This window comes from Aeromonas enterica (assembly GCF_054052465.1).
The window spans coordinates 1-24,123 of sequence record NZ_JBSTYL010000026.1 but is presented as its reverse complement, the minus strand read 5'-3'; the positions used below and the strand labels follow the sequence as shown (position 1 = coordinate 24,123).

Annotated in this window: 20 protein-coding genes; 9 read left to right on the top strand and 11 right to left on the bottom strand. The window is 61.2% G+C overall.

All coding sequences use genetic code 11. The annotated features are described in order from the left end of the window. Nucleotides 1-8: 8 nt before the first annotated feature. Nucleotides 9-365, top strand: a complete 357-nt coding sequence (locus tag ACW5XD_RS20255) for a copper-binding protein (RefSeq protein ID WP_456496430.1) — start codon at nucleotides 9-11, stop codon at nucleotides 363-365. Between the two features lie 92 nt (nucleotides 366-457). Here ACW5XD_RS20255 and ACW5XD_RS20250 read toward each other — a convergent pair whose 3' ends face one another. The 3 genes from ACW5XD_RS20250 to ACW5XD_RS20240 form a co-directional block, all read right to left on the bottom strand. Further along, the gene (locus ACW5XD_RS20250) at nucleotides 458-1,246 is read right to left on the bottom strand and encodes a hypothetical protein (RefSeq protein ID WP_456496429.1); all 789 of its coding nucleotides are present in this window, start codon (nucleotides 1,244-1,246) and stop codon (nucleotides 458-460) included. Nucleotides 1,247-1,495: 249 nt separating this feature from the next. After that, nucleotides 1,496-3,190: a pyridoxal phosphate-dependent decarboxylase family protein gene (locus tag ACW5XD_RS20245; protein ID WP_456496428.1), complete on the bottom strand. Its 1,695-nt coding sequence runs from the start codon at nucleotides 3,188-3,190 to the stop codon at nucleotides 1,496-1,498. Between the two features lie 176 nt (nucleotides 3,191-3,366). After that, nucleotides 3,367-4,383, bottom strand: coding sequence for a lipoate--protein ligase A (locus ACW5XD_RS20240; RefSeq protein ID WP_456496427.1), 1,017 nt, complete (start codon nucleotides 4,381-4,383; stop codon nucleotides 3,367-3,369). A gap of 443 nt (nucleotides 4,384-4,826) precedes the next feature. On the opposite strand from ACW5XD_RS20240, the gene ACW5XD_RS20235 reads away from it, so the two are divergent. Further along, on the top strand, nucleotides 4,827-7,280 hold the full coding sequence (locus tag ACW5XD_RS20235; protein ID WP_456496426.1) for a diguanylate cyclase domain-containing protein: 2,454 nt from the start codon (nucleotides 4,827-4,829) through the stop codon (nucleotides 7,278-7,280). A 39-nt stretch (nucleotides 7,281-7,319) separates the two neighbouring features. On the opposite strand, the gene ACW5XD_RS20230 is transcribed toward ACW5XD_RS20235, so the two are convergent. The 5 genes from ACW5XD_RS20230 to ACW5XD_RS20210 are packed head-to-tail and all read right to left on the bottom strand — an operon-like array spanning nucleotide 7,320 to nucleotide 12,782. Next, nucleotides 7,320-10,505 (bottom strand): efflux RND transporter permease subunit, encoded by a 3,186-nt coding sequence (locus tag ACW5XD_RS20230; protein ID WP_456496425.1) that lies wholly within the window; start codon nucleotides 10,503-10,505, stop codon nucleotides 7,320-7,322. After that, nucleotides 10,498-11,541 (bottom strand): efflux RND transporter periplasmic adaptor subunit, encoded by a 1,044-nt coding sequence (locus ACW5XD_RS20225; protein WP_456496456.1) that lies wholly within the window; start codon nucleotides 11,539-11,541, stop codon nucleotides 10,498-10,500. Before ACW5XD_RS20225 ends, ACW5XD_RS20230 begins: the two co-directional genes overlap by 8 nt. Nucleotides 11,542-11,582: 41 nt before the next feature. Then, nucleotides 11,583-12,041 carry a DUF6691 family protein gene (locus ACW5XD_RS20220; protein ID WP_456496424.1) on the bottom strand — a complete coding sequence of 153 codons (459 nt, stop codon included), beginning with the start codon at nucleotides 12,039-12,041 and terminating at the stop codon, nucleotides 11,583-11,585. 13 nt (nucleotides 12,042-12,054) lie between these two features. Beyond that, on the bottom strand, nucleotides 12,055-12,468 hold the full coding sequence (locus ACW5XD_RS20215; protein ID WP_456496423.1) for a YeeE/YedE family protein: 414 nt from the start codon (nucleotides 12,466-12,468) through the stop codon (nucleotides 12,055-12,057). Further along, nucleotides 12,468-12,782 (bottom strand): ArsR/SmtB family transcription factor, encoded by a 315-nt coding sequence (locus ACW5XD_RS20210; protein WP_456496422.1) that lies wholly within the window; start codon nucleotides 12,780-12,782, stop codon nucleotides 12,468-12,470. Before ACW5XD_RS20210 ends, ACW5XD_RS20215 begins: the two co-directional genes overlap by 1 nt. Nucleotides 12,783-12,870: 88 nt before the next feature. On the opposite strand from ACW5XD_RS20210, the gene ACW5XD_RS20205 reads away from it, so the two are divergent. From ACW5XD_RS20205 to ACW5XD_RS20195, 3 genes are all read left to right on the top strand, one after another. Then, complete coding sequence (locus tag ACW5XD_RS20205) at nucleotides 12,871-13,056, top strand: YgaP family membrane protein (RefSeq protein WP_456496421.1); 186 nt, start codon at nucleotides 12,871-12,873, stop codon at nucleotides 13,054-13,056. Nucleotides 13,057-13,467: 411 nt separating this feature from the next. Then, complete coding sequence (locus tag ACW5XD_RS20200; RefSeq protein ID WP_456496420.1) at nucleotides 13,468-13,842, top strand: hypothetical protein; 375 nt, start codon at nucleotides 13,468-13,470, stop codon at nucleotides 13,840-13,842. 217 nt (nucleotides 13,843-14,059) lie between these two features. Continuing rightward, nucleotides 14,060-14,788 carry an MgtC/SapB family protein gene (locus ACW5XD_RS20195; protein ID WP_011898955.1) on the top strand — a complete coding sequence of 243 codons (729 nt, stop codon included), beginning with the start codon at nucleotides 14,060-14,062 and terminating at the stop codon, nucleotides 14,786-14,788. Between the two features lie 73 nt (nucleotides 14,789-14,861). Here the strand turns inward: ACW5XD_RS20195 and dnaJ are convergent, their stop codons facing one another. From dnaJ to grpE, 3 genes are all read right to left on the bottom strand, one after another. Continuing rightward, a complete protein-coding gene (gene dnaJ, locus ACW5XD_RS20190; protein ID WP_456496419.1) occupies nucleotides 14,862-16,004 on the bottom strand; it encodes a molecular chaperone DnaJ in 1,143 nt (380 codons plus the stop codon). A 113-nt stretch (nucleotides 16,005-16,117) separates the two neighbouring features. Next, the gene (gene dnaK, locus ACW5XD_RS20185; RefSeq protein WP_456496418.1) at nucleotides 16,118-18,043 is read right to left on the bottom strand and encodes a molecular chaperone DnaK; all 1,926 of its coding nucleotides are present in this window, start codon (nucleotides 18,041-18,043) and stop codon (nucleotides 16,118-16,120) included. Between the two features lie 299 nt (nucleotides 18,044-18,342). Next, entirely contained in the window at nucleotides 18,343-18,918 is a 576-nt protein-coding gene (grpE, locus tag ACW5XD_RS20180) for a nucleotide exchange factor GrpE (protein WP_456496417.1), read from the bottom strand. 265 nt (nucleotides 18,919-19,183) lie between these two features. Here grpE and nadK point away from each other — a divergent pair, with 265 nt between their 5' ends. The 4 genes from nadK (at nucleotide 19,184) to ACW5XD_RS20160 (ending at nucleotide 24,065) form a co-directional block, all read left to right on the top strand. Beyond that, the gene (gene nadK / locus ACW5XD_RS20175) at nucleotides 19,184-20,068 is read left to right on the top strand and encodes an NAD(+) kinase (RefSeq protein ID WP_456496416.1); all 885 of its coding nucleotides are present in this window, start codon (nucleotides 19,184-19,186) and stop codon (nucleotides 20,066-20,068) included. A gap of 112 nt (nucleotides 20,069-20,180) precedes the next feature. Beyond that, nucleotides 20,181-21,845 carry a DNA repair protein RecN gene (gene recN / locus ACW5XD_RS20170; RefSeq protein ID WP_456496415.1) on the top strand — a complete coding sequence of 555 codons (1,665 nt, stop codon included), beginning with the start codon at nucleotides 20,181-20,183 and terminating at the stop codon, nucleotides 21,843-21,845. Nucleotides 21,846-22,315: 470 nt separating this feature from the next. Continuing rightward, nucleotides 22,316-23,209 (top strand): DHH family phosphoesterase, encoded by an 894-nt coding sequence (locus ACW5XD_RS20165; RefSeq protein WP_456496414.1) that lies wholly within the window; start codon nucleotides 22,316-22,318, stop codon nucleotides 23,207-23,209. Between the two features lie 415 nt (nucleotides 23,210-23,624). After that, entirely contained in the window at nucleotides 23,625-24,065 is a 441-nt protein-coding gene (locus tag ACW5XD_RS20160; RefSeq protein WP_456496413.1) for a universal stress protein, read from the top strand. Nucleotides 24,066-24,123: the final 58 nt, after the last annotated feature.

The following is a 24,123-nucleotide window of genomic DNA, read 5'->3' as shown; positions in this document are numbered from 1 at the left end:
AAAACATCATGAACTACAAGACGCTGACCCTGACATTGCTGCTTGGCCTGGCCTCTCTCCAGGCCCAGGCCGAGATGACCATGAACCACGAAGGGCACGATATGTCCCAGATGGAGGGGATGGATATGCAGGCGACGGGAGTGCGCGTGATGACCCAGGGGATCATCAGCCGTATCGACGAGGCAGGCGGCAAGGTAGGGATCAAACACGAGGCCATCGAGAACCTCAAGATGCCCCCCATGACAATGGTGTTCCTGCTGGCCGATCCGGCCCTGACCAAGGGGCTCAAGGTGGGAGATGCGGTGCGCTTTCACGCCGAGAACCCGGCCGGCAAGCTGACGGTCACCCAGTTGCAGAAGCGGTGACACGCGCAACAGCAAAAACGGCGGGATCATCCCGCCGTTTTACTTTCCGTTTCCGGCATCAGGAGCCGGCGCATTCCTCACCACGAACTGACTCACCCGTTCGGATAAGCCTGGGTTATGTTGGCCTGCGCCATCCCCATCAACTGGGCCGAAATGTCCTGCAAGACATAGAGATCCCGCCGTCGGGTCCAGGGTTGAGCGGATTGCTCGTCATACCAGACGGGCAATGCGATCCCCTCCGGGGCATAGCTTTCTATCTTGCGGGCTCGGCAAGTCATGATGCAACGTTTGACATGGTCGCGATGACCGATAACGGCTGCCGTGCCGAGAGTGGCGGGATCCCCCCCTGCATACTCCCTGACGATGGCCTCGACCACCCCGTCCGTGCTCAGATAGATCAGCTTGCCCGCCTCATCCCAGTAAGGCTCGATGGAGATGACATCCCTGGCCGGAATATCCGGATAGCGGGTCGAGTCGAGGTAACGGGCTATCTCCCACTGCACATACATGGGCATGGCTTTTTGCCGATAGAGGGCGGCGCAACAGGCAGCCAGAGCCTCGTTCATGGGGCCAGGCATGGCCAGCTCATCCGGGTTGCCAGAGTCGTTGGGGCGATTGCCAAAAGCAAAGGCGATCAGGGTGCTGGTATCTGCTATCGCGATCGAGGGCGGTGTCATGTTGAAATTGGCCTCCTCGATGAAGGGGACCAGCTGGCGGGCCGTGTTCTCATCCTTCAGCTCGACCGTCAACCTGTCGGTCAGGGTGGCGCTAAAGTCGACCGGGCTCCCTTCACTGTCGTTGCTGCTGTTGCACCCGGCAAGGGTGGCAACCAGGGGGGCACTCAACAACCCCAAGGTGACTCTGCGTCTGCACTCGTCCATAACGGCTCCTTTTGATGGCATTCACGGCTAAACATCAGCCCACGGAAATCCATACCGTACTGAAAAAATGTGTCAAAAAAAGTCAGAATGAGATAAAGGCGGGCATAACTTGCGCGGTTTCACGTTTTAAGCATGAATCGCAAGCAATACCTTGCGATTCAATCGATTGGCATAGTGGAAAAGCACACGACATGACACGGGCAGCCCCTGCTCCGCCCGTGTCCCCTCTGCCAGACGGCTCGTCAGGGATCAGCCGCGAATATGGTCGATGAAGGCGTCGATCTGTTCGCGGCCGCAGGCCGGGTTCATAAAGACCGCCTTCTCCCCGGCGATGTAGGAGTACTTGCCGCGCGCATCGTACTCCGAGTGGGCGATGGCCTCCACCCAGTTGGTATAGAGCCCCACCTTGCCGCGCCCGGTGAACAGGCTGCGGTGGTAGTCGGTGTTGCGCTGCAGGCGGGCCTTGTAGGCAGGATCGCTGGAGCGCGCCAGCTCGAAGGCAAACTCGGCGTCGGGGTCCTGCACCCACTCGGGGTTGTAGATCTTGAAGCCCACGCTCGGCCCCTGGTTCTCCTGCGCCACCAGCTTGACGTTGCCGAGCTGGCTTAACCGGAAGCGGAAGTAGTTGGCGTTTTGCAGGCAGTGGGCCAGCACGGTGCGATAGCCCTCGACCCCCAGGTAGTTGAGCGCCGCATAGGCACCGAACAGACCGCTCGCGCCACGGGAACACTCGATGGTGGACTGCAGGTGGGTCTGGCCCTGAATGTCCCGCTCAAAATACGAGAAGTTCTCCGGGTCGTTCTCCATCGCCTTGAGGTCGTCCTGCTCTTTGATCATCACCAGGCTGGAGGTGTAGGGCACATAGCCCCACTTCTGGAAGTCGACGGTGAAAGAGTCTGCATATTTCAGCTCGGCAAAACGGGCCACGTTGCGCTCGATCCCCGCGAGGGTAGCGCCGTTGATGGCCAGCGGATTGGCGGCGAAGTCATAGTCCAGGAAGAAGATCATCGACCAGCCGATGGCGGCATCCACGTGGATGTGGGGCTTGACTGCCACCTCGAACCGCTCGCACAGCCTGTCCCGCAGCTCGACCACGGGTTTGACCCGATCCACCCCGAAGGTATCGGTGGTGCCCATGGTGAGCATAATGGTGGGCACCAGGTGTTTGAGGGCAAAGCAGGCGGTCAGGGTGCGCTCCAGATGGTCGAGATCGATGTCGTTGTTCTCACCCACCTGGATGCGGATGGTCTTGTTCTCTATGTCGACCCCGAGCAGGGAGAGGTTGGTGATATTGGAGTAGTGGCCGCCCTGGGAGTTGATGATGCGGTAGTCCTGATAGTGGCCCAGCCCCTTGTGCTTGGCCTGGGGCAAGCTCTTGCGAATGCCGAGCAGGTAGCCATAGAGGTTACAAAAGGTCCCCCCCTGGGTGAAGATGCCGGTGGCGCGGGCCGGGTCATAACCCGCCAGCAGCGCTATCTGGCGCACCACCTTCTTCTCCAGCTCCTCGGCCACCCCGGCGTATTCGGAGTAGACCAGGTTGGGGTTGGCCAATATGCCCATCTGGGCGCCGTAGATGGCGGGATCCGCCGACATGGTGATGACGTTCTCGACGCTGGAGGGATTCTCCCAGTCTTTGGAGAGGGCGCCGGCAAACAGCAGCTCGGTCATGGGTTCACCCGGGGTACGCATCTGTGCGGGCACCGGCATGGTCTCGCAGAGATCGGCGAGGCGGGCGCGGCCATCGGGCCAGGCGTTCAGACGGGCATCCGGCGCCAGGCCTCGGGCGCGAAACTCGTTGAGGGTGGCGAAACCGGGCTCGCGGAACACAGGCCAGAGATCGGGATTACGCGAGAAAAAGTTGGCTTTGACGGTGGCGAAACGGGTGGCGAACTCGGGGCGGACGGCATTGACGCCTTCATCTTTCAGATAAACTAAGTCACTCATTTTTATACCATTAGTACAGCAAATGTGCTGCCCTTATACCCCTGTGTCGCTGTTTGAAACAGCGACAATATCTAATGGCCTCCCCTACTTTTTGTCATGATGAGCCGTGACGTGGGCTGGCAAAAAGGCGCCTTTCGGGCGCCTCTTTTGATTTCGTGATCGGACAGGAAAAAACCTCAGCGCAGCGCGGCCAGCAACCAGCGGGAGAGTTCGTCCAGCTCGGCTTGTTGGAGCGGGAAATCGGCCCGCAATTGCGACAGCAGCGCTGCTATGGCCTCGCGGCGATAGGCAAGGCCAACCAGCCGTTCGGCCAGCGCATCCAGCGGCGCCGGATCCAGGCTGTCGCTGAAAATCTGCGCCCGGCCTATGACCCCTTTCTCCACATCGAAGTGCAGCTCGACCCCGCCCCAACCGAAGCGCTCGTCCAGCTGATGGCTGAACGCAGGCGCATGGCCGAAGTTCCACTCCCAGCTGCGCTGGCGGGCGAAGGTGTCGGCAAAGCCGGGCAGGTCGGGCAGCTGGCTCGGAGAGATGTGCTCGGGCAGAACGCGCTCGCCGTAATGGGCAAAGAAGGCCTCGCAGAGGGCGTGGCTCAGCTGGTTGTGGTCAATGCCGGGTAGCAGTTCGCACAGGTTGGCCACCCGGCTGCGCACCGAGCTGATGCCCTTGGCCGCCAGCTTCTTGGGATCCGGATTGAGGTAGTTGGCGAGCCGGCCCAGATCGGCGTCCAGCAGCAGGGTGCCGTGATGAAAGCCGCGATCCAGCGTCTCCCGATAGGCCGATCCCGACACCTTGCGATCCCCGTCCGGGGTCGCCACCAGCAGATCGTTGCGCCCGGAGGCAAACGCACTCACCCCGAGCCGTTTGAGCGCATCCAGTACGATGGCGGTGGAGATGCTCTTGTCATAACCGGGCTTGCCCGCCATGAAGGTGAAGCAGCTGTTGCCAAGGTCGTGAAACACGGCGCCGCCCCCGCTGCTGCGTCGCGCCAGGGTCACGCCATCGTCCTCCATGCGACGGGTGTTGCACTCCTTCCACGGGTTCTGGGCGCGGCCTATCACCACTGTATTGGCGTTGCGCCACAGAAAAAGCACCCGCTGGCTCGGATCCATCTGGCGAAAGATGCACTCCTCCACCGCCAGGTTGAACAGGGGATCGTGAGAGTCGGACAGCAACAGACGCAATCGGGACATGAGAAGACCTCATCGGGATGGGAGAGTCGCTATCATACCACCCGGGGTCGACGGGATCCGGTCCACTTCCACCGCTTTCGGCTTGTTACTGACTGATAACGCAACAAATAAAAAATCGACACAATCTGACAGCAATATAAATGTATCTGTTGATACGGCGACACGGGCTGACGCATTGCGCTGAAAATTAAGTAATCACTCACTGTTATTGAGGTAAACGACTGGCAAAAGCGACTAAAATGCGACCGTTTTTATTGGTCATATGGCTCCGTAATCATTCGCATAATTGCCAAAAATACCGAGCAGGAAAGCCAAATGTGATGAGTGACACAGAAATCTTTTTTTCTGCCACGGATCCCCATTCCAGCGCCCTTTCGCCCCCTTGCGGGTATCAAGGAATTGTTTGACTCTAGGACTGGCCCCGTCTCCCGAGAGGAATGTATATGACAGGCGTAAATTCCTCCCTTCATCGCTTGCTCCGGTATCTGCCAATGCTGGGAATGGCGATCTGCTACACCTTGACCTCTTCGCCCCTGAGGGCGGCGGAGCAGGTTGTGGTACAACTGCCATGGCAACACCAGTTCCAGTTCGCCGGTTATTACGCCGCCCAGTTCAAAGGCTTTTATCGTGATGCCGGTCTGAATGTCGTGCTGCGCGCCGCCACGCCACAGACCAATGTGGTCAAAGAGGTGGTGTCGGGCAATGCCCAGTTCGGGATCAGCGGCAGTGACTTGCTGCTCGCCCGTGCCGCTGGTCGTCCGGTCGTGGTGCTGGCGGCCATGCTGCAACACTCGCCGCTGGTCCTGCTCTCCCTGGAACGACCCGACATACTGCAGCCCTCGGATCTCGCGGGCAAGCGCCTGATGCTGGAGCCTGGCTCCAAAGAGTTGCAGGTCTATCTCAACCGTTATGCCAAGCCACACAGCTGGACCAGACTGCCCTATGAGCAGGGTCTGCAGGCCTTGCTGACCGGACAGGTGGATGCCATCAGCGCCTACAGCACCACAGAACCCTTCTATCTGGCACAGATGGGGATCCCCTACCGGGTATTCTCTCCCCGCGACATCGGCTTCGACTTCTACGGTGACAATCTGTTTACCTCGGAGCGTGAACTGGTGGACAGGCCGGAGCAGGTCTATGCGTTCCAGCAGGCCAGCCTCAAGGGATGGCGCTATGCCATGGAAAACCCGGAAGAGATGATCAACTGGATCATGGAGAACTATCCCAGCGGTTATGGCCGTGAGCAGCTGGAGTTCGAGTCCCGTGAAACCAGAGCGCTGATGCAGCCAGATCTTATCGAGCCCGGCTATATGCAACTCGAGCGATGGCAGCAGATTGCCAAAACCTACCTGGAGGCGGGTCTGCTCAACTCCCTGCCCGATCTGGATCGCTTCCTCTACAACCCGGATCGGGAGCGCATGCGCCAGCAGCGGCAACTGCTCGACAAAAGTGTGGCCATTGCCATGCTGATCACCTTCACCCTGCTGACCCTGCTCGGCATCTTCTGCCATCTCTATCTGCGTCTGCGCCAGGAGGCCAGGGATCGGCTGCGGCTCACCCGCGAACTGGCCCAGAGCGAACAGCACTACCGGTTCGTGGCGGAGAACAGTGCAGACGTTATCTGGACCATGGACACCGCCACCCTGCGTTTTCGCTACGTCAGCCCGGCCATCCAGCCCCTGAGCGGCTATGAGGCGATCGACATCCTCAGCCTGCCACTCAAGAAACTGATCCCGGAAACCTCCAGAAAACAGCTGCGCGATGAGCTCAGTGACTCTCTCGCCGCCTGGCAACGGGGCGATCACGAGCAGACCCGCTGCGTGTTCCGCACCCAGTTGCGGCACAGGGAGGGACATCTGGTCGCGACCGAGACCATCACTACCCTGCACGGCAACGAGAAAGGCCAGCCAGATGCCATTCTGGGAGTCACCCGTGACATCACGGAGCGCGCCGCCAGCGAGGAGATGATGCACCGCCTCGCCTTCTATGATCCGCTCACCGGCCTGCCCAACCGTCGTCTGTTGCAACAGCGTATGAAGGAAGCCATGGCCGAGGAGGGGAAAGTGCTGGCGCTGATGTTCATCGATCTGGATCATTTCAAGCCGATCAATGACACCTTTGGCCATGAGACCGGAGATGTACTGCTCAACATGGTGGCCAAACGCATGCGCCACTGCGTACGGGAGCGGGACATGGTGGCGCGCCTTGGTGGGGACGAGTTCGTGATCCTGCTGCCCGACACAGGTGACGAGGCGCTGACGGTGGCCGACCACCTGCACCAGAGCCTGCGCCATCCGTTTCGCATCGACGAGGAGCAGGAGTTGCAGATCTCCAGCAGCATAGGGGTGGCGATCTATCCGGAACATGGCACGGATCCCAAAACCCTGATGCACCACGCCGATCATGCCATGTATCAGGCCAAGGGGCAGGGTCGTGGCCGGGTCTGTCTGTTTACCGCCGGACTGGATCCCGAACTGGGCTCACTGCTGTGGCAGAGCAGCCAGGAGTGCGGCCACCCCCGCATCGATGCCGAGCATCGCCAGCTCTTCGTGCTGACCAACCGGCTGCTGGAGCGCATGAAAGACAACAGCGAGCACCCAGCCCTCTACCTGGAGAGTCTGGAAGGCTTGTTCGAGATGGTTCGCCACCATTTCGCCTTCGAGGAGCAGATGCTGGCGGAGCTGAATTATGCCGAATTGGCCAGCCACCAGCAGGATCACCAGAGGCTGCTGCACAGGGCAAACCAGCTGATGGCCGCCGCCAGGGCGGGCGATCTTGGCAACGACGAGTTGCTCAACTTCATTATTCAGGAGCTGGTTGTCGGCCACATGAGCCAGGCCGACCGACGCTACTTCCCGCTGATGAAAGGACGCGGACTCAGCACCCCAGCCACCTGAATGTGTGAAACGAGAAGGGCCACCCAGGTGGCCCTTCTGTCATTGTGCGCCCGGCTCGTTTGCCGCGATCGCTCCCCCACGGCGCGACATCAGGCTGTAGTAGAGCAGCGGGATCACCACCAGGGTGAGCAAGGTGGAGACCAGGATCCCGAAAATCAGGCTGATGGCCAGTCCGTTGAAGATGGGATCATCGAGGATAAACAGAGCCCCGATCATCGCCGCCAGCGCCGTCAGCATGATGGGTTTGGCCCGCACCTGCGCCGCTTCGATCACCGCCTGCTCGAACGCCACTCCGGCGCGGCGCTGCTGTTCGATAAAGTCCACCAGCAGGATGCTGTTGCGTACGATAATCCCGGCCAGGGCGATCATCCCGATCATCGAGGTGGCGGTAAACTGGGCCCCCAACAGGGCGTGGCCCGGCATCACCCCGATGAGGGTGAGCGGAATGGGGGCCATGATGATGAGCGGCACCAGATAGGAGCGGAACTGGGCCACCACCAGCAGGTAGATGAGGATCATCCCCACCCCGTAGGCGATGCCCATATCGCGGAAGGTCTCGTAGGTGATCTTCCACTCCCCGTCCCACAACAGCGCCACCTCCCCCAGCTTGTCGGGCTGCTGCACGTAATATTGGGGCAGGTCGATATCGGCACCGGCGGCAAACATGCCGTAGAGCGGGCTGTCGGTATGACCGCCCATATCGGCCACCACCATCACCATGGGTTGCATGTTCTTGTGCATGATATAGCTGGGGGCCACCTCATCGCGGCGGCTCACCAGCTCGGAGAGCCGCACCAGCTGGCCGCTCTGGCTGCGCACCTTGAGGGCCAGCACGCCCGCCAGATCCCGTTTGTCACCGGGGGCCAGTTCGATGCGAATCGGCACCGGATACTTGGCGCCGTGCCCCTGCAGCCAGCTGGCATCCTGATAACCCACCCCGCCATTGAGGGCATTCACCAGATCCCCGAGATCGACCCCGAGCAGGGCCGCTTTGCTGCGATCCACCACCAGCCGCCACTTGGGCTGCGGGTCGGTCAGATAGATATCCACGTCCACCAGATCCGCCGTGGCCACAAAACGGGCCTGAACGGCGCGCGCCGCAGCTTCACGGGCGGCCGGTGTCGGGCCATAGATTTCGGCAACGATGGGTGACCAGACCGGCGGGCCGGGCGGCACCTCAACGACTTTCAGGTTGCCCCCCACAGCGCTGGCGATGGCCTGCAGCGGTGCCCGGACCGACTGGGCAATCTGGTGACTGCTGCGATGGCGCTCATGCTTGTCCACCAGATTGACCTGAATATCCCCCACATTGGCGCCACTGCGGATAAAGTAGTGACGCACCAGCCCGTTGAAGTTGATGGGGGCCGCGGTACCTGCGTAGATCTGGTAGTCCTTCACCTCCGCCACCTTGGCAAGCTCTCGCCCGACCGCCAGCAGGGTGCGCTCGGTCTGCTCCAGCGTCGCCCCCTCCGGCATGTCGAGCACCAGTTGGAATTCCGACTTGTTGTCGAAGGGGAGCATCTTGAGCACCACCCACTGCACCACCGGCATGGTGGTGGCCGCCCCGACCAGCAGCAACACCACCAGCCAGAGCTTGCGTCTGGCCCTCTTGGCGCCATCACCGATCAGAAAAGGGGTCATCAGCCGCTGAAAGAGACCGGTCTTGGCCTCGCCGTGGGCGGCATGCACCTCTCCCTTGAGCAGGTGTCTCGCCAGCCAGGGGGAGAAGATAAAGGCCACCAGCAGGGAGATGAGCATCCCCATGCTGGCATTGATGGGGATGGGGCTCATGTAGGGGCCCATCAGGCCGCTGACAAAGGCCATCGGCAGCAGGGCCGCAATCACGGTCAGGGTCGCCAGTATGGTCGGCCCCCCCACCTCGTCCACCGCCCCCGGAATAAGATCCTTGAGCGCCCCCTTGCCCAAGCCGCGATGGCGGTGGATGTTCTCCACCACCACGATGGCGTCATCCACCAGAATACCGATGGAGAAGATCAGCGCAAACAGCGACACCCGGTTGAGGGTAAAGCCCCAGGCCCAGCTGGCAAACAGGGTCAGCGCCAGGGTGATGACGATGGCTACGCCAACTACCAACGCCTCGCGCCAACCCATGCTCACCAGCACCAGCAGCACCACCGCCGTGGTGGCAAAAATGAGCTTGCCGATGAGGGTGTTGGATTTGGTCTCGGCGGTAACGCCGTAGTCCCGGGTCACCGTCACCTCGACCCCAGATGGAATGAGCCGGTTCTGCAAACTCTCGACCCGCGCCTCCACCCGCTTGGCCACATCGACCGCGTTCTGACCCGGCTGCTTGCCGATGGCTAGGGTCACCGCCGGATAACTGGCCTGCCCCATCCCCATCCAGCTGCGCTTGGTCGGGGTCTCCTGACCCAAAGAGACCCTGGCCACCTCCCCCAGATAGACCGGCTTGCCGTCGTGCAGCCCCACTACCAACTCGCGTGCCTCCTGCTCGCTTTGCAGGAACTGCCCCACCTGCACCTTGATCTCCCGGTTATCCTGCTCGATCACCTGTGTCGAGCCCACCTGATTGGCGGCCGCAAGCCGCAGGCTCAGCTCGCCCCAACTGATGCTATGGGCGCTGAGGGCCGCCGGATCCGGCATTACCCGCAGCACGGCGCTCTGACTGCCCAGAGTGTAAATATCGCGAGTACCGGGAATGCGCTTGAGTTCGGTCTCCAGCTCATGGGCGACCCGGGTCAGCTCGGGGGCACCCAACTGTTTGCTCCAGAGCGTGAGGCTGACGATAGGGACATCATCGATCCCCCGGGGTTTCACCAATGGCTGACCGACCCCGATCCCCTGTGGCAGCCAGTCGCGATTGGAGTCGAGCTGGTTGTTGAGATCGACAATGGCCTGCTCGCGGCTCACCCCCACCTTGAACACCACCACCAGCAGGGCGCCATCGGGTTGGGAAAAAGAGTAGAGGGTATCGATCCCCTTTATCTGCGAAACCACCTGCTCGGCAGGGGTAGTGACGAGGGACTCCACCTCCGCCGGGCTGGCCCCCGGGAAGGGGATATAGACATCGGCGAAGGTGACATCGATCTGCGGTTCCTCCTCCTTGGGAGTCACCAGCACCGCAAACAGGCCGAGCAACAGCCCCACCAGCGCCAGCAACGGGGTGATGGCCGAGCCCTGAAACAGCGCAGCCAGCCGACCCGCAGGCCCCAGCCTCTCCCTGTTGCCGTTCAGGTCGCTACTCATGGGCTACCTCCTGCTGCTGCGCCCAGGCATCGGGGGCCAGCTTATCGCCAGCTTGCAGCCCGGCCAGGATCTCGCACTGCCCCGCCAAGCAGTGGCCGACCCTTACCGGCGTCAGGGCCCAGCCAGCGGGCTGCTGCAGATAGACACCGTTGAACTCCCCTTGCCGCAGCAGGGCGCGATCCGGCACTTGCAGCACCTGACGCTCACCCTGCTTGAGCTGCACCTTGAGCCACATGCCGGGCAATACCCCGGCGGTTTGCGGCGGCAAGTCGAGGCGCAACCTGAAGGCGTGGCTCTGGCTGTCGGCATAATTGAAGCGGGTCAATTTGAGGGGGGTAACGGTGTTGCCATCCGGCAGCAGCACCTGCACATCCGCTGGCTGACTGGCGAGGACGAGCGCAGATTGGGGCAGCTCTACATCCACCCGCAGCGCATCAAGGGAAAAGCCGGAGAGCAGCGGCGTGCCGGGAGCCACCGTCTCCCCCAGCTCCACCAGCCGCTTGGTCACCACTCCGGCGTAGGGGGCCAGAATTCGGGTATAACCGTAGGCCTCGCGGGCTTGGGTGAGGGCCGCATCGGCGGCGTTCACCTCGGCGCGGGCGGCCCGGTCAGTGGCCTGGGCATTGTCGAGCTGGGCGCGGGTGATCACCCCCTTGGCAATCAGCGCCTGAAAGCGAGCGAGCTGACGCTCGGCTTCCACCTGCTGGGCCTGTGCCCGCGCCAGTCGCGCCTCGGCCCCCGTGACGGCGGCAAACTGCTCCTTGCCGCTGATCTCAAGCAACGGTTGCCTCGCCTGCACCTGATCGTTTACATCCACCAGCATGCGGGAGACCCGGCCGCTGGTCTGGGCCGCCACCGTCCCCTGATGGATTGCACTGACGGTGCCATCCAGCGTCAACCAGTCGGTCACCGGCTGTGGTGCCACTGTCAGCAAGGGCTCTGTCAGCTCCCCTTCTGCGGCCAGGGCCTGCCCGGATGTCATGGCCTGCGATGTCATCACCAACAAGGTGAGCCCCAGCAACCGGATGTTTTCCATCATCACTCTCCTTCCCTCGCGTAATCAGTCACTTCACGGGATCAGGCGGTATGGGACTGGCACCCCTTATCCTTTTTCCGAACCAGCACCTTGGCCAGCCCTCTATCAAAGAGCAAGATCCCGGCCACCATGGCCGCAATAAACAACATTATCATGGGCTGCCCACTGGAAATGAGACTCAGAGCTGGCCCCGGGCAGATGCCCACCAGCCCCCAGCCGATGCCAAACAGTGCAGCCCCGCCGATCAGACGGCGATCCAGCCTGGGGGCCGGTACGGCGACGATGGGCTCCCCCAGCACGCTCTGGCGACGGGGTTTCACCAGCAGAAAATAACCCGGCATAAAGACCAGCAGGGCGCCCCCCATCACGAAGGCGAGGCTGGGATCCCAGGCGCCAGCCAGATCGAGAAAACCGGTGACCCGGGCGGGATCCACCATGCCGGAGATGGCCATCCCCAGCCCGAACAGCAGGCCCGCAAACAAACTTGTCAGCAACTTCATGGCGATCAACCTCTTACAACAGATGATGAGTGACGAAGACGGTGATAAAGCCGGCCGCCATAAAGGTCAGGGTGGCGACGATGGAGCGCAGGGAGAGCCGCCCCATGCCGCAGATGCCGTGGCCGCTGGTGCAGCCATTGCCAAGGCGGGTACCGATGCCGACCAGCAGACCGGCCAGCAGCACCACCGGCCAGCCGGGCAGGGCGGTAAATGCAGGCATGCTGGCCCAACCCAGGCTCAGCGCCAGCCAGGCACCGGCCCCCAGCCCCAGCAGAAACAGCACCCGCCACGGCGCACGATGTTGCAGCGCACCGGCCAGAATGCCGCTGATCCCTGCAACCCGGCCGTTGAACAACATCAGGATCAGGGCCGACAGCCCCGCCAGCATGCCGCCGTCCAGAGAGAGCAGCCATTGGCTTTCCATCATCAAGATTCCTTATTTTCTGAGTGACAAAAATGGGTTTGCAGCGCCGCCAGCACATCGGCAGCCGCCTCGCTCACCAGCGAGTAGTAGATATGCTGGGAGACCTTGCGCGAACGGATCATGCCGTAGCGTTTCAATACCGACAGTTGCTGGGAGAAGGCCGACTGGCCGAGCTGGCTGTGAGCCAGCAGCTCCCCGACGCCTTTCTCCCCCTCCACCAGCTGGCAGAGCACCATCAAGCGTTCAGGGTGAGCCAACGCCTTGAGCAGGGAGGCGGCTGCTGTCGCGTGTCTGTTCATCTCGTCGAATTGGCTCATGGGAGTAAATTAGCAATTGCTGATATTTGGTTCTATTGTATAAATAGACACTAAATTAGCAATACCTAAATTAAATAGGGAGAAGGTCATGACGGTAGATAACGGAGTCAGAGTCGTCGCGGGCTGCATGTTGCTGCTCTCGCTGCTGCTCACCGCCTGGGTTCACCCGGGCTTTGTCTGGCTGAGCGTCTTTGTCGGGGCCAATTTGATCCAGAGCGCCTTCACCGGCTTCTGTCCGGCTGCGATGCTCCTCAAGCGGCTGGGACTGAAATAGGGTGACGGGGGATGATAGGGAAAGCAGAACAGAAGGTGGAACGAGGGCAGTGATGGTGCTCACCGCTCTTTCATCGTCCTGGCGGTAGCCAGCCGGCCCCGATTTGTATCTAAATGTTGCTGAAGGGGTGATGAGGCTTTACCTCATCGCTCTGGATGAGTACCATCTGGCCGTTCATCAACAGCGGAGACCATCAGTGGGCAATTCATCAAGTGACAGTTGTAGGCCGACTCTCGTCGTCGGTAACCTGGTCGCGAGATAGCCGCAGGTCTTCCTCTGCCGCATGCTCGCAACCCTGCGAGAAGCGGAAATCCACTCCCCTCTTCTCTTTTTACACTTGACGTCAGGTGACCCAAGCCCAGGCCTGGACACCTTGCCTGCATAGTTTCTGCTTCCCACAAGGAGGCTGCTATGCGTTTTATTTCAACCAAGTCCAGATCCACTCAGGCCAACCCCCTGCTGAGCAAGCTGGGCCGTGGTTTGTTGCCACTCTGGCTGCGCGCCAAGCCGGAGCAGCACCACTACAGGTTGCAGATCCGCTGTCAGGATCGCGCCGACATGGAGCGGGTGCTCGACATGGTGACTCATACCCTGCAACCGGCCGGGCTGCGTCCCATGCAGTCCCTGAGACCAGGGCGCAGCGGGGGTCGCGAGCTGGTGCTCAATCTGCACTGCACCCCGCCCCAGCGCCGTTATCTGGTGCAGTTCGTGCATCAGGTGGGGGTACATCACCCGGTTCGCTGGGAGCTGCATCCCCGTCGCGACGCCGAGCCCCTGCTCAACTAACCGGGATCGAGTAGATCGGGGGCCAACCATGCTGGCCCCTTTCCCTCTGACCCGACTATCTGCTCGCCATGCCGAGTGCGCGGGTCTGTTTGACCCTGCGCCCGCTTTCATTTCCCATGATGGCCTTCACCGCGCGCACCTCGGCGATTCATCAGGAATGCCCACTGGCCTTCTATCCTGTATCCCGAAGGCCATCTCACACCAGAAGGAGTACGCCATGAGAATGTGGCAGCAACTTGACATGATTTCCCTGCTCGACACCCTGGCCAGCCTGTTGCTGGCCTTCGTTCTGGGCAGTCTGGTCGGGCTGGAGCGCCAGTACCGCCAACGCACCGCCGGCCTTCGCACCAACGTGCTGGTCGCCGTGGGGGCAGCCCTGTTCGTCAGCCTGGCCCAGCGCATCTATGACCTGCACGGTGGCAACTACAACGTGGTCCATGTGGTGGCCTATATCGTCTCCGGCATCGGCTTTCTCGGCGCCGGTGTCATCATGCGCGAGTCGGGCAATATCCGCGGCATCAACACGGCCGCCACCCTGTGGGGCGTGGCGGCTGTGGGCGCGGCCAGCGGGGCCGGGCTCGCCATGGAGGCAGTGCTCGGCGCCCTGTTCGTGCTGGCCGCCAACACCCTGCTGCGCCCGCTGGTCAATCAGATCAACCGCCGCCCGGTGGACAATACCGATACCGAGGTGACCTACAGGGTCACGGCCCTCGCCCAGCGCGAGTATCAGAAGGAGGTGCTGCACTGGCTCGAAGAGATGATGGAGCAGGCCAACTACCCGTTGAGCGAGCTGGACATAGAGCCGTTCGGTGAACAGGATCTGGAGATCTCCGCCGTGCTGCTGGCCACCTCCATCGACGGCGACGAGCTGGACGCCCTGATGGTGAAGCTGGCCATTCATCCCCATATCAAGCAGGTGTTCTGGCGCGCCAGCACCACGGACTAAAAGGTGGACAGGCCGCAGGGAAGCGAAAAAAGAAAGCCGGCACAGAGGCCGGCTTTGCTGGAATGCGCTGAGATCAGCGGGTCAGGTCGTCGAAGAAGCGTTTCACCCCTTCGAAGAAGCCTTCCGATCTCGGCTTGTGGGTCTTGGCGGCGGCACCGCTGAACGACTCGTCCAGCTGGCGCAGCAGCTCTTTCTGGGACTCGGTCAGCTTGACCGGGGTCTCGACCACCACCTTGCACATCAGATCCCCCACCTGGCCGGAGCGCACGGACTTGACGCCCTTGCCCCGCATGCGGAACATCTTGCCGGTCTGGGTCTCGGGAGTGACCTTGAGCTTGACGCGGCCATCCAGGGTCGGCACTTCGATCTCGCCACCGAGTGCGGCGGCGGTGAAGCTGATGGGCACTTCGCAGTAGAGGTTGTTGCCGTCACGCACGAAGATCTCGTGCTCCTTGACGTGCACCTGTACGTAGAGATCCCCGGCCGGTGCCCCGGCTTCCCCCGCTTCCCCTTCGCCGGAGAGACGGATGCGATCGCCGGTATCGACGCCCGCCGGGATCTTGACCGACAGTGTCTTGGTCTTCTGGTAGCGACCCTCGCCATGGCACTTGCGGCACGGATCCTTGATGATCTTGCCGCGACCGTGACAGTGCGGACAGGCTTGCTGCACCGCGAAGAAGCCCTGACGCATCTGCACCTGACCGGCACCGTGGCAGGTCGGACAGGTCTGGGCACTGCTGCCGGTGTGGGCACCGGAGCCGTTGCAGACCTCGCAGTGGACCAGGGTCGGCACCTTGATCTCCTTGGAGACGCCGCGCACCGCTTCTTCCAGGGTCAGCTCCATGGTGTAGCGCAGGTCTGAACCCCGGGCCGGACCACGACGACCGCCGCCGTTGCGGCCGCCAAAGATGTCGCCAAAGATGTCGCCGAACGCATCACCAAAATCGGCACCACCGCCAAAGCCACCGTGGCCACCGCCACCCTGGCTCTGATCCACGCCGGCATGACCGTACTGGTCATAGCGAGCCCGCAGATTGTCGTCGGTCAGGATCTCATAGGCTTCCTTGACCTCTTTGAACTTCTCTTCGGATGCGGCATCACCCTGATTGCGATCCGGGTGAAACTTCATCGCCAGACGCTTGTACGCCTTCTTGATCTCGCGCTCGTCGGCATCTTTCGATACCCCGAGCACTTCATAGAAATCGCGCTTTGACATACTGATCCTGTTGCTACGTAAACAGTTATGCAGACGGGCGTTGGTCACCCAACGCCCGTAAATTCATCGTTCAAGCCGATGGGCAGAGCGGACTCTACCCATCTGGGTGTGGCTTATTTCTTGTCGTCTTTCACTTCTTCGAACTCGGCGTCGACCACGTCGTCGTCAGCCTTGGCGGAAGAAGAGGACTGGCCGGCATCGGCGCCAGCACCCTGAGCCTGGGCTTGCTGCTGGGCAATTTCCATCAGCTTCTGGGAGGCTTCCATCAGCGCCTGTTGCTTGGCTTCGATGGCTGCCTTGTCATCACCCTTGATGACGGCTTCCAGCTCGCTCAATGCGGTTTCGATCTTGGTCTTGTCGTCGGCAGGCAGGGCATCACCGGCTTCGGTGACCTGCTTGCGGACCGAGTGGACCAGACCGTCAGCCTGGTTACGAGTCTGCACCAGCTCTTCAAACTTCTTGTCTTCGGCCGCGTTGGCTTCGGCTTCGCGTACCATGCGCTCGATCTCTTCATCAGACAGACCGGAGGAAGCCTGGATGGTGATCTTCTGCTCCTTGTTGGTCTCCTTGTCTTTGGCAGAGACGTGCAGGATACCGTTGGCATCGATGTCGAAGGTCACTTCGATCTGCGGCAGGCCGCGCTGAGCCGGACGGATGCCTTCCAGATTGAACTGGCCCAGAGACTTGTTGTCGCTGGCGCGCTTGCGCTCACCCTGCAGCACGTGAATGGTCACGGCAGACTGGTTGTCTTCGGCAGTAGAGAACACCTGGGACTTCTTGGTCGGGATGGTGGTGTTCTTCTCGATCAACGCCGTCATCACGCTGCCCATGGTTTCAATACCCAGGGAGAGCGGGGTCACGTCCAGCAGCAGTACGTCTGTCTTGTCACCGGACAATACGGCACCCTGGATGGCAGCACCCATGGCCACTGCTTCGTCCGGGTTGACGTCTTTGCGCGGCTCTTTGCCAAAGAACTCGGCAACAGTCTTCTGCACCATCGGCATGCGGGTCTGACCACCCACCAGGATCACGTCGTCGATCTCGCCAACCGCCAGACCGGAGTCTTTCAGGGCGGTACGGACAGGTTCGAGCGAGTCTTTCACCATATCTTCCACCAGGGATTCCAGCTTGGCGCGGGTCACCTTGATGTTCATGTGCTTCGGACCGGTGGCATCTGCAGTGATGTACGGCAGGTTCACGTCGGTCTGCTGGGCAGAAGAGAGCTCGATCTTGGCTTTCTCGGCGGCATCTTTCAGACGCTGCAGGGCCAGCTGGTCGTTGCGCAGGTCAATGCCCTGCTCACGCTTGAACTCGTCTACCAGATAGTTGATGACACGGTTGTCGAAGTCTTCACCACCCAGGTGGGTGTTACCGTTGGTCGCCAGTACTTCGAAGGTGGTTTCCCCTTCGACTTCGTCGATCTCGATGATGGAGATATCGAAAGTACCGCCACCCAAGTCATATACGGCAACCTTGCGCTCGCCCTTGACCTTGTTCACGCCGTAAGCGAAAGCCGCGGCAGTCGGTTCGTTGATGATGCGTTTTACATCCAGACCCGCGATGCGACCGGCATCCTTGGTAGCCTGACGCTGGGCATCGTTGAAGTAGGCCGGCACTGTGATAACCGCTTCGGTTACCGGCTCGCCCAGATAATCCTCGGCGGTCTTCTTCATCTTCTTCAGCACTTCGGCAGAGATCTGCGGCGGTGCCATTTTCTTGCCCTTCACTTCAACCCAGGCGTCACCGTTGTCAGCCTTGGCGATGGCGTACGGCATGATCTTCAGGTCACGCTGCACTTCTTCATCTTCGAAACGGCGACCGATCAGACGCTTGATGGCGAACAGGGTGTTCTTCGGGTTGGTGATGGCCTGACGCTTGGCCGGCTGACCAACCAGGATCTCGCCATCATCGGCATAGGCAATGATGGACGGAGTAGTACGATCGCCTTCTGCGTTCTCGATCACGCGAGCGGTGTCGCCATCCAGAATAGCGACGCAGGAGTTGGTAGTACCCAGGTCAATACCGATGATTTTACCCATTTGACGAATCTCCAAATACTTTGAATAAACTGGCGAGGAACTCGCCTTAATGCGTTAACGGCTAGGTGGGGGCAGCCAGTGTGGCTTTCAAGCTCCCGGCATCAAATTTTTTGTGCCGCCGCGACCTTGCAACCTATATGGGGTCTCAAGTTGACGCTTCAAGCCCCGCCCTCAAAAAACCGCGCATTCTTGCCCTGTTTACGGGTGAATGCTTGCCAAATGGCACCATAAAATACGCATCATGGCGCCGCTACCAATAAAAAGCCCGCCGAGCGGCGGGCTCAGCACAGCGATATGACTCAGGCCGGCGCCTTGGAGACCATCACCATGGCCGGACGGATCACCCGACCGTTGAGCTCGTAGCCCTTTTGCATCACGGCGATGACGGTGTTCGGTGCCAGCTCGCCATTCTCGATCATGCTCATCGCCTGATGGGCATTGGGATCGAACGGCTGGTTGAGCGGATCCAGCGGATTCAGACCAAACTTGCCCACCGAGCTCTGCATCGATTTGAGGGTCAGCTCGACCCCTTCGATCATCGGCTTGAGGGCATCGTTCTCTTTGTCCGCCAGCTCGATGGCGCGCTCCAGGTTGTCCAGTACCGGCAGCAGTTCGGCGGCGAATTTCTCCAGCGCAAACTTGTGGGCCTTCTCCACGTCCTGGGCGGCACGGCGACGCAGGTTTTCCATCTCGGCGACGGCACGAATGGCACGCTCGCGTTCTTCATTGGACGCCTGCAGGGCGGCGTCCAGTTGGGCCTCCAGCTCGGCAATGCGGGCCTGCTCGGCTGTCACTTCACTGTCTACATCGGTCGGCTCGACTGGCTGGACTTCCACTTGCTCCATCGCTTCAACCTTTTGTTCTTCGTGGTTCATGACATCTCCAATTTCAGGGTTGCTTGTTAGGGTCTGTTGACGTTCGGTGCGCGACAAGTCGGTAACAGACCCTGTAATGGCGCTATTATGGGGACGCAGCCCCGGCTTTCAAGGGGAAAAGGGCGCTATCGTCGCCAATGAGCCGCGCCAATGGCCAAATTGCCACTTTTGATGGCGGTATGCCCACCAGGAGACGCTGGCGGCAGACAAATCCCCCGCAAAGCGCGGTATACTCCCCCAATACTCATCCCAGACCCGACAGCATATGGATTCTCCGTTCAAAACCATTGCCCTGATTGGCAAACCCCACCACGAAGGGGCCAACCAGACCCTGACCGGCTTGCATCAATATCTCACTACCCGAGGTTTTCGGGTGCTGGTGGAGAGCCGGGTGGCCCACACCCTCGGCATCATGGACGAGAACGTGATGGATCTGGTCCAGCTCGGTGAGCTGGCGGATCTGGCCATCGTCGTCGGCGGGGACGGCAACATGCTGGGGGCGGCCCGGGTGCTGTCACGGTTCGATGTGGCGGTGATCGGCGTGAACCGGGGCAATCTCGGCTTTTTGACCGACCTGTCGCCGCAGGATTACCTGCTGCCGCTGGAACAGGTGCTCTCCGGCCACTACAAGAGTGAACACCGCTTCCTGCTAGAGGCGGCGGTCTATCGTCACGGGGAGCGCAAGTCGAGCAACCTGGCGGTGAACGAAGCCGTGCTGCACCCGGGCAAGATAGCCCACATGATCGAGTTCGAGGTCTATATCGATGGCAGCTTCATGTACAGCCAGCGCTCGGACGGCATCATAGTCGCCACCCCGACCGGCTCCACCGCCTATTCCCTGTCGGCGGGCGGCGCCATCCTCACCCCCAAGCTCAACGCCATCACGCTGGTGCCCATGTTTCCGCACACCCTCAGCAGCCGCCCCATCGTGCTGGACGCCGACAGCGAGGTGCGCCTGCTGGTCTCGCCGGACAACCAGGATGACGCCATGCAGGTGAGCTGCGACGGTCAGGTCACCCTGGCGGTGCATCCGGGGGATGAGATCCTCATCAAGAAAAGCAGCCACAAGCTGCATCTGGTACACCCGCTCGACTACAGCTACTTCCACGTGCTGCGCAACAAGCTCGGCTGGGGCAGCAAGCTGTTCTAAGCCGCTTTTCAACTCTCTTGTCCATCCTGTTGCGGGCCGACTCTTTACTGTATGTAAAACCAGTATATACTGGATGCATACACAGTAATGTTGGCCCATACAGGATGAGACCATGCTGACCCAGCTGACCGTCAACAACTTCGCTATCGTCAAGTTTCTCGAACTCGATCTGCAACCCGGCATGACCTGCATCACGGGTGAGACAGGGGCCGGTAAATCCATCGCCATAGATGCGCTCGGCCTCTGCCTCGGCGAGCGGGCCGAGGCCAGCATGGTGCGCCCCGATAGCGACAAGACAGAGGTCAGCGCCCGTTTCCTGCTGGACGGCAACCCGGCAGCCCGCGCCTGGCTCGCAGCCAACGAACTGGACAACGAAGGCGAATGCATAGTGCGGCGGGTACTCTCCGCCGAAGGGCGCTCCCGCAGCTACATCAACGGTGTGCCCGTCCCGCTCACCCAGCTCAAGAACCTGGGTCAACTGCTGGTCAACGTCCACGGCCAGCACGCCCACCAGCTCCTGCTCAAACCCGACTACCAGCTCAGCTTGCTGGATGGCTATGCCGGCCATCACCTGCTGTTGGAAGAAGTGCGCCAGCACTATCAGCTGTGGCGCCAACTGCAAAACGAGCTCAATCGCCTCAAGGCAGAACAACAACAGCGGGAGGCCCGCCGTCAGCTCATCGAATATCAGGTGCAGGAGCTGGACGAATTTGCCCTGCAACCAGGAGAGTTCGAGGCGATCGAAGAGGAACACCAGCGCCTGGCCAACGGCACCGAGCTGATGCAGGAGTGCGGCGCCTGTCTCGATCTGCTCTATGACAACGAAGAGACCACCATCGCCGGCTTGTTGCAAGTCGCCGTCGACAAGGCCGAGGGTCTGGTGGGCATGGACAGCCGGCTCACCCCTGTGCTGGAGATGTTGAACGAGGCGATGATAGGCGTGCAGGAGAGCCACAGCGAGCTGCGCAGCTATCTGGATCGGCTTGAACTGGATCCCGAACGCTTCAACGAGCTGGAAGCCCGTCTCTCCAAAGCCATTAATCTGGCCCGCAAGCACCATGTCAAACCGGCCGAGCTGGCCCTGCATCATCAGGATCTGGCCAGTGATCTTGCCCGCCTCAATTCCGATGAAGAGCGCCTCGAGGGCATGGAAGATGAACTGGCCGAGGCCCGCCTCGCCTTCGTGCAGGCCGCCGAGGCCCTGAGTCAGAGCCGCCAGCGTTACGCCCAGGAGCTCGGTACCAAGGTGACCGCCAGCATGCACGAGCTGGCGATGCCCGATGGGCGCTTCGCCATCGAGGTGCGGCCGGATGCCCAGAGCAGTCTGTCACCGCTCGGTATCGATCGGGTGGAATTCATGGTCACCACCAACCCGGGGCAACCGATCCAGCCGCTCGGCAAGGTGGCCTCGGGGGGTGAACTGTCGCGGATCAGCCTCGCCATCGTGGTGATCAGCGCCCGCAAGGTCTCGACTCCGACCCTGATTTTCGATGAAGTAGATGTGGGGATCAGCGGCCCCACCGCCGCCGTGGTGGGTCGTCTGCTACGCCAGCTTGGTGAATCCACTCAGGTGATGGTGGTGACTCACCTGCCGCAGGTGGCAGGCAAGGGACACCAGCACATGGTGGTGAGCAAGCACACGGACGGCAAGACCACCGAAACCCAGATGCAGGCGCTGGATCAGGGAGACCGCCTCAAGGAGCTGGCTCGTCTGCTGGGCGGCGACCACATCACGGACAATACCCTGGCCAACGCCCGCGAGCTGCTTGCCTCCTGAGCAAGCATGTCCAGGCAGGCAGCAAAAGGGAGAGTCAGACCCGCGGGGTTGGGCTCTCCTTTTTTATTGCTCCCCCTCATTGCCTCCTGACCTTTTCTTCTCCCACCGCCCTCTCCTCTGGCCAGCCAACATCAGCGAAGCCTCTCTGAGCCAACTCTGACACTGGCGCCAGTGGTGGACAGGACAACACCTGAGCTGCAGCCCAGTTCCCGGGTCTGGGTCTGGGTCTGGGTCTGGGTCTGGGTCTGCAACAAGGTGCTCGTTCTGAGTCTGATCCGCCCACCCACACTGCTGAGGGCAGCAAGGGGCGATCGGATCAGCCTGGTTGCCAGAAGTAGCACAGGTGCATAGAGTGAAACCAGACTGGGGGGACAAGCCCTCACTTCGTTTAGCCATCTTATCCGCGCCCCTGCCCGACCTGCGTCATCGCGAGCTCGGCCAGGCGAGCCTCCAACGTCAGGAATGTCTTTATGCTCCATGTGTTTGGCCACAAGAACCCCGATAGCGACAGCATCTGTACCGCCCTGGTCGCCGCCGACTGGCTCAATCGCCAAGGCCGACCGGCCCAGGCCTATGCTCTGGGTGAACCCATTGCCGAAACCCGCTTCATTCTGGAAACCGCCGGGGTCGATGCCCCGCCCCTGCTGCTGGGCAGCGTGGCCAACAAACCTGTGTTTCTGGTGGATTTCAGCGAACTGGAGCAGGGGCCAGAGGGGCTGGCCGAGGCCGACGTGCAGGGGCTGATCGATCACCACAGGATAGGCACACTCATCACCCGGGGCCCGCTCGATGCCTGGATCCGGGCCGTGGGGTGCAGCGCCACCGTCCTGCTGGAACTGATGGGCTATGACACCCTCTCCCGCATCCAGGCTCGCCTGCTGCTGGGGGCCATCATCAGCGATACCTTCAGCCTCACCTCGCCGACCACCACGGATCGTGACCGCGCCGCCGTCCACGCACTGCTGCCCCTGGCCGATCTGGCGCTGGAGCCCTTCGCCCAGACGCTGCTGGAGCGGCGTACCCAGCTCGGTGACGCCCCTCTGACCGAACTGCTCGTCGCCGATGAGAAGGCGTACCTGATCGGTGGCTACAAGCTCTATGTCAGCCAGATCTGCGTGATGGATCCGGCGCAGATCCACACCCGCCAGGCCGAGCTGGCGCAGGCCATGCAAGACCGGCTGGCGCAAGATGAGCTGGATGCCTATGTGCTGATGCTGACTGATCTGGCCAAGGGTGGCAGCCTGCTCTACTTCGCCAGCAATGGCATACTGCCCGAGCAGCCGACCCATCTGGCTGGTGCCGTCAGCCGCAAGAAAGAGGGGCTGCCCTGGCTGACCCAGTATCTCTCCTCAGACCCGGCTTGAGTTCAAAAGAGAGGGAGCCGGCCCACGGCTGGCTCCCTGCCTCCCCTCTCTTCGTCACCCAGTATTCCTACCGCCTCCCGCACGCCCCAAGCCGCACTCGCTCGCGATCTCATCGATGCCAAACCACAGGATCCTGGGTGTTGGCCCCCATCCACAGCGTAAACATGCTGCCCTGCCATGATTTTCACTGCCAACAGACCAATGAACCGCCAAAAAGCGGGGTTCCCTTCATTTTCCATTCAACTCAGTCTGTTATGATGATGTGAACGAACATGGCTTTGCGATGCATCACCGACAAAGAGTGACGCCAGACGCGCGAAACCGGTTTGTTCTATGCGACACATAGCGGGAACACAGTGGTAGGAGACAGACAATTTGTCCCCGGTGCCCCGCGCCATGCCAAGGAGAACTGCTTATGACCTCAACCCATATTGTGCTGTTGCTGGAAGGCAAGGATTACGAGCAGGAGACACTGGCCAAAGCAAGCCAGTTGGTACAGGGAATGGGCGGTGAATTGACCCTGCTGCACCTGACCCACAGCAGCAAGATGCGCCGCAAGAGCCTGTCACTGTCCGAAGAGGAACGCAGTGCTCAGGGCACTCTGGATGCCAAGGCCATCATCAGCGAGCTCATCACCACCCTGCAGCACCCGGTGGATTATCAGTGTCTGGTGGTCGATGACGTGGTGCCTGATCTGAAGCGCTGGCTGGATGCGCACCCGGCGGATCTGTTGCTGGTGGGCAGCCGCCACCACTGGATGGAAGGATCACTGGCCCGCCTGCTCATCTACAAGCTGCCGATCGATATCCAGATCTGCCACGAACCCTACACCGAACAGCTCAAGGCCGTCGGCTGATCTGCCTGGCGGGCCCCCCCCCCCCGGGGGGGCGCGGGCCCCCCCAGATTGTGGAGCG

Bases quoted from the DNA above. Each gene is read 5' to 3' on its own strand.
- ACW5XD_RS20255 (WP_456496430.1), top strand. From the start codon at position 9: ATGAACTACAAGACGCTGACCCTGACATTGCTGCTTGGCCTGGCCTCT.
- ACW5XD_RS20215 (WP_456496423.1), bottom strand. From the start codon at position 12,468: ATGATGGAAAGCCAATGGCTGCTCTCTCTGGACGGCGGCATGCTGGCG.
- ACW5XD_RS20250 (WP_456496429.1), bottom strand. From the start codon at position 1,246: ATGGACGAGTGCAGACGCAGAGTCACCTTGGGGTTGTTGAGTGCCCCC.
- ACW5XD_RS20205 (WP_456496421.1), top strand. From the start codon at position 12,871: ATGACGGTAGATAACGGAGTCAGAGTCGTCGCGGGCTGCATGTTGCTG.
- ACW5XD_RS20220 (WP_456496424.1), bottom strand. From the start codon at position 12,041: ATGAAGTTGCTGACAAGTTTGTTTGCGGGCCTGCTGTTCGGGCTGGGG.
- dnaK (WP_456496418.1), bottom strand. From the start codon at position 18,043: ATGGGTAAAATCATCGGTATTGACCTGGGTACTACCAACTCCTGCGTC.
- ACW5XD_RS20165 (WP_456496414.1), top strand. From the start codon at position 22,316: ATGCTCCATGTGTTTGGCCACAAGAACCCCGATAGCGACAGCATCTGT.
- ACW5XD_RS20235 (WP_456496426.1), top strand. From the start codon at position 4,827: ATGACAGGCGTAAATTCCTCCCTTCATCGCTTGCTCCGGTATCTGCCA.
- ACW5XD_RS20200 (WP_456496420.1), top strand. From the start codon at position 13,468: ATGCGTTTTATTTCAACCAAGTCCAGATCCACTCAGGCCAACCCCCTG.
- ACW5XD_RS20240 (WP_456496427.1), bottom strand. From the start codon at position 4,383: ATGTCCCGATTGCGTCTGTTGCTGTCCGACTCTCACGATCCCCTGTTC.
- nadK (WP_456496416.1), top strand. From the start codon at position 19,184: ATGGATTCTCCGTTCAAAACCATTGCCCTGATTGGCAAACCCCACCAC.
- dnaJ (WP_456496419.1), bottom strand. From the start codon at position 16,004: ATGTCAAAGCGCGATTTCTATGAAGTGCTCGGGGTATCGAAAGATGCC.
- recN (WP_456496415.1), top strand. From the start codon at position 20,181: ATGCTGACCCAGCTGACCGTCAACAACTTCGCTATCGTCAAGTTTCTC.
- ACW5XD_RS20230 (WP_456496425.1), bottom strand. From the start codon at position 10,505: ATGAGTAGCGACCTGAACGGCAACAGGGAGAGGCTGGGGCCTGCGGGT.
- ACW5XD_RS20245 (WP_456496428.1), bottom strand. From the start codon at position 3,190: ATGAGTGACTTAGTTTATCTGAAAGATGAAGGCGTCAATGCCGTCCGC.
- grpE (WP_456496417.1), bottom strand. From the start codon at position 18,918: ATGAACCACGAAGAACAAAAGGTTGAAGCGATGGAGCAAGTGGAAGTC.
- ACW5XD_RS20195 (WP_011898955.1), top strand. From the start codon at position 14,060: ATGAGAATGTGGCAGCAACTTGACATGATTTCCCTGCTCGACACCCTG.
- ACW5XD_RS20225 (WP_456496456.1), bottom strand. From the start codon at position 11,541: ATGGAAAACATCCGGTTGCTGGGGCTCACCTTGTTGGTGATGACATCG.
- ACW5XD_RS20160 (WP_456496413.1), top strand. From the start codon at position 23,625: ATGACCTCAACCCATATTGTGCTGTTGCTGGAAGGCAAGGATTACGAG.
- ACW5XD_RS20210 (WP_456496422.1), bottom strand. From the start codon at position 12,782: ATGAGCCAATTCGACGAGATGAACAGACACGCGACAGCAGCCGCCTCC.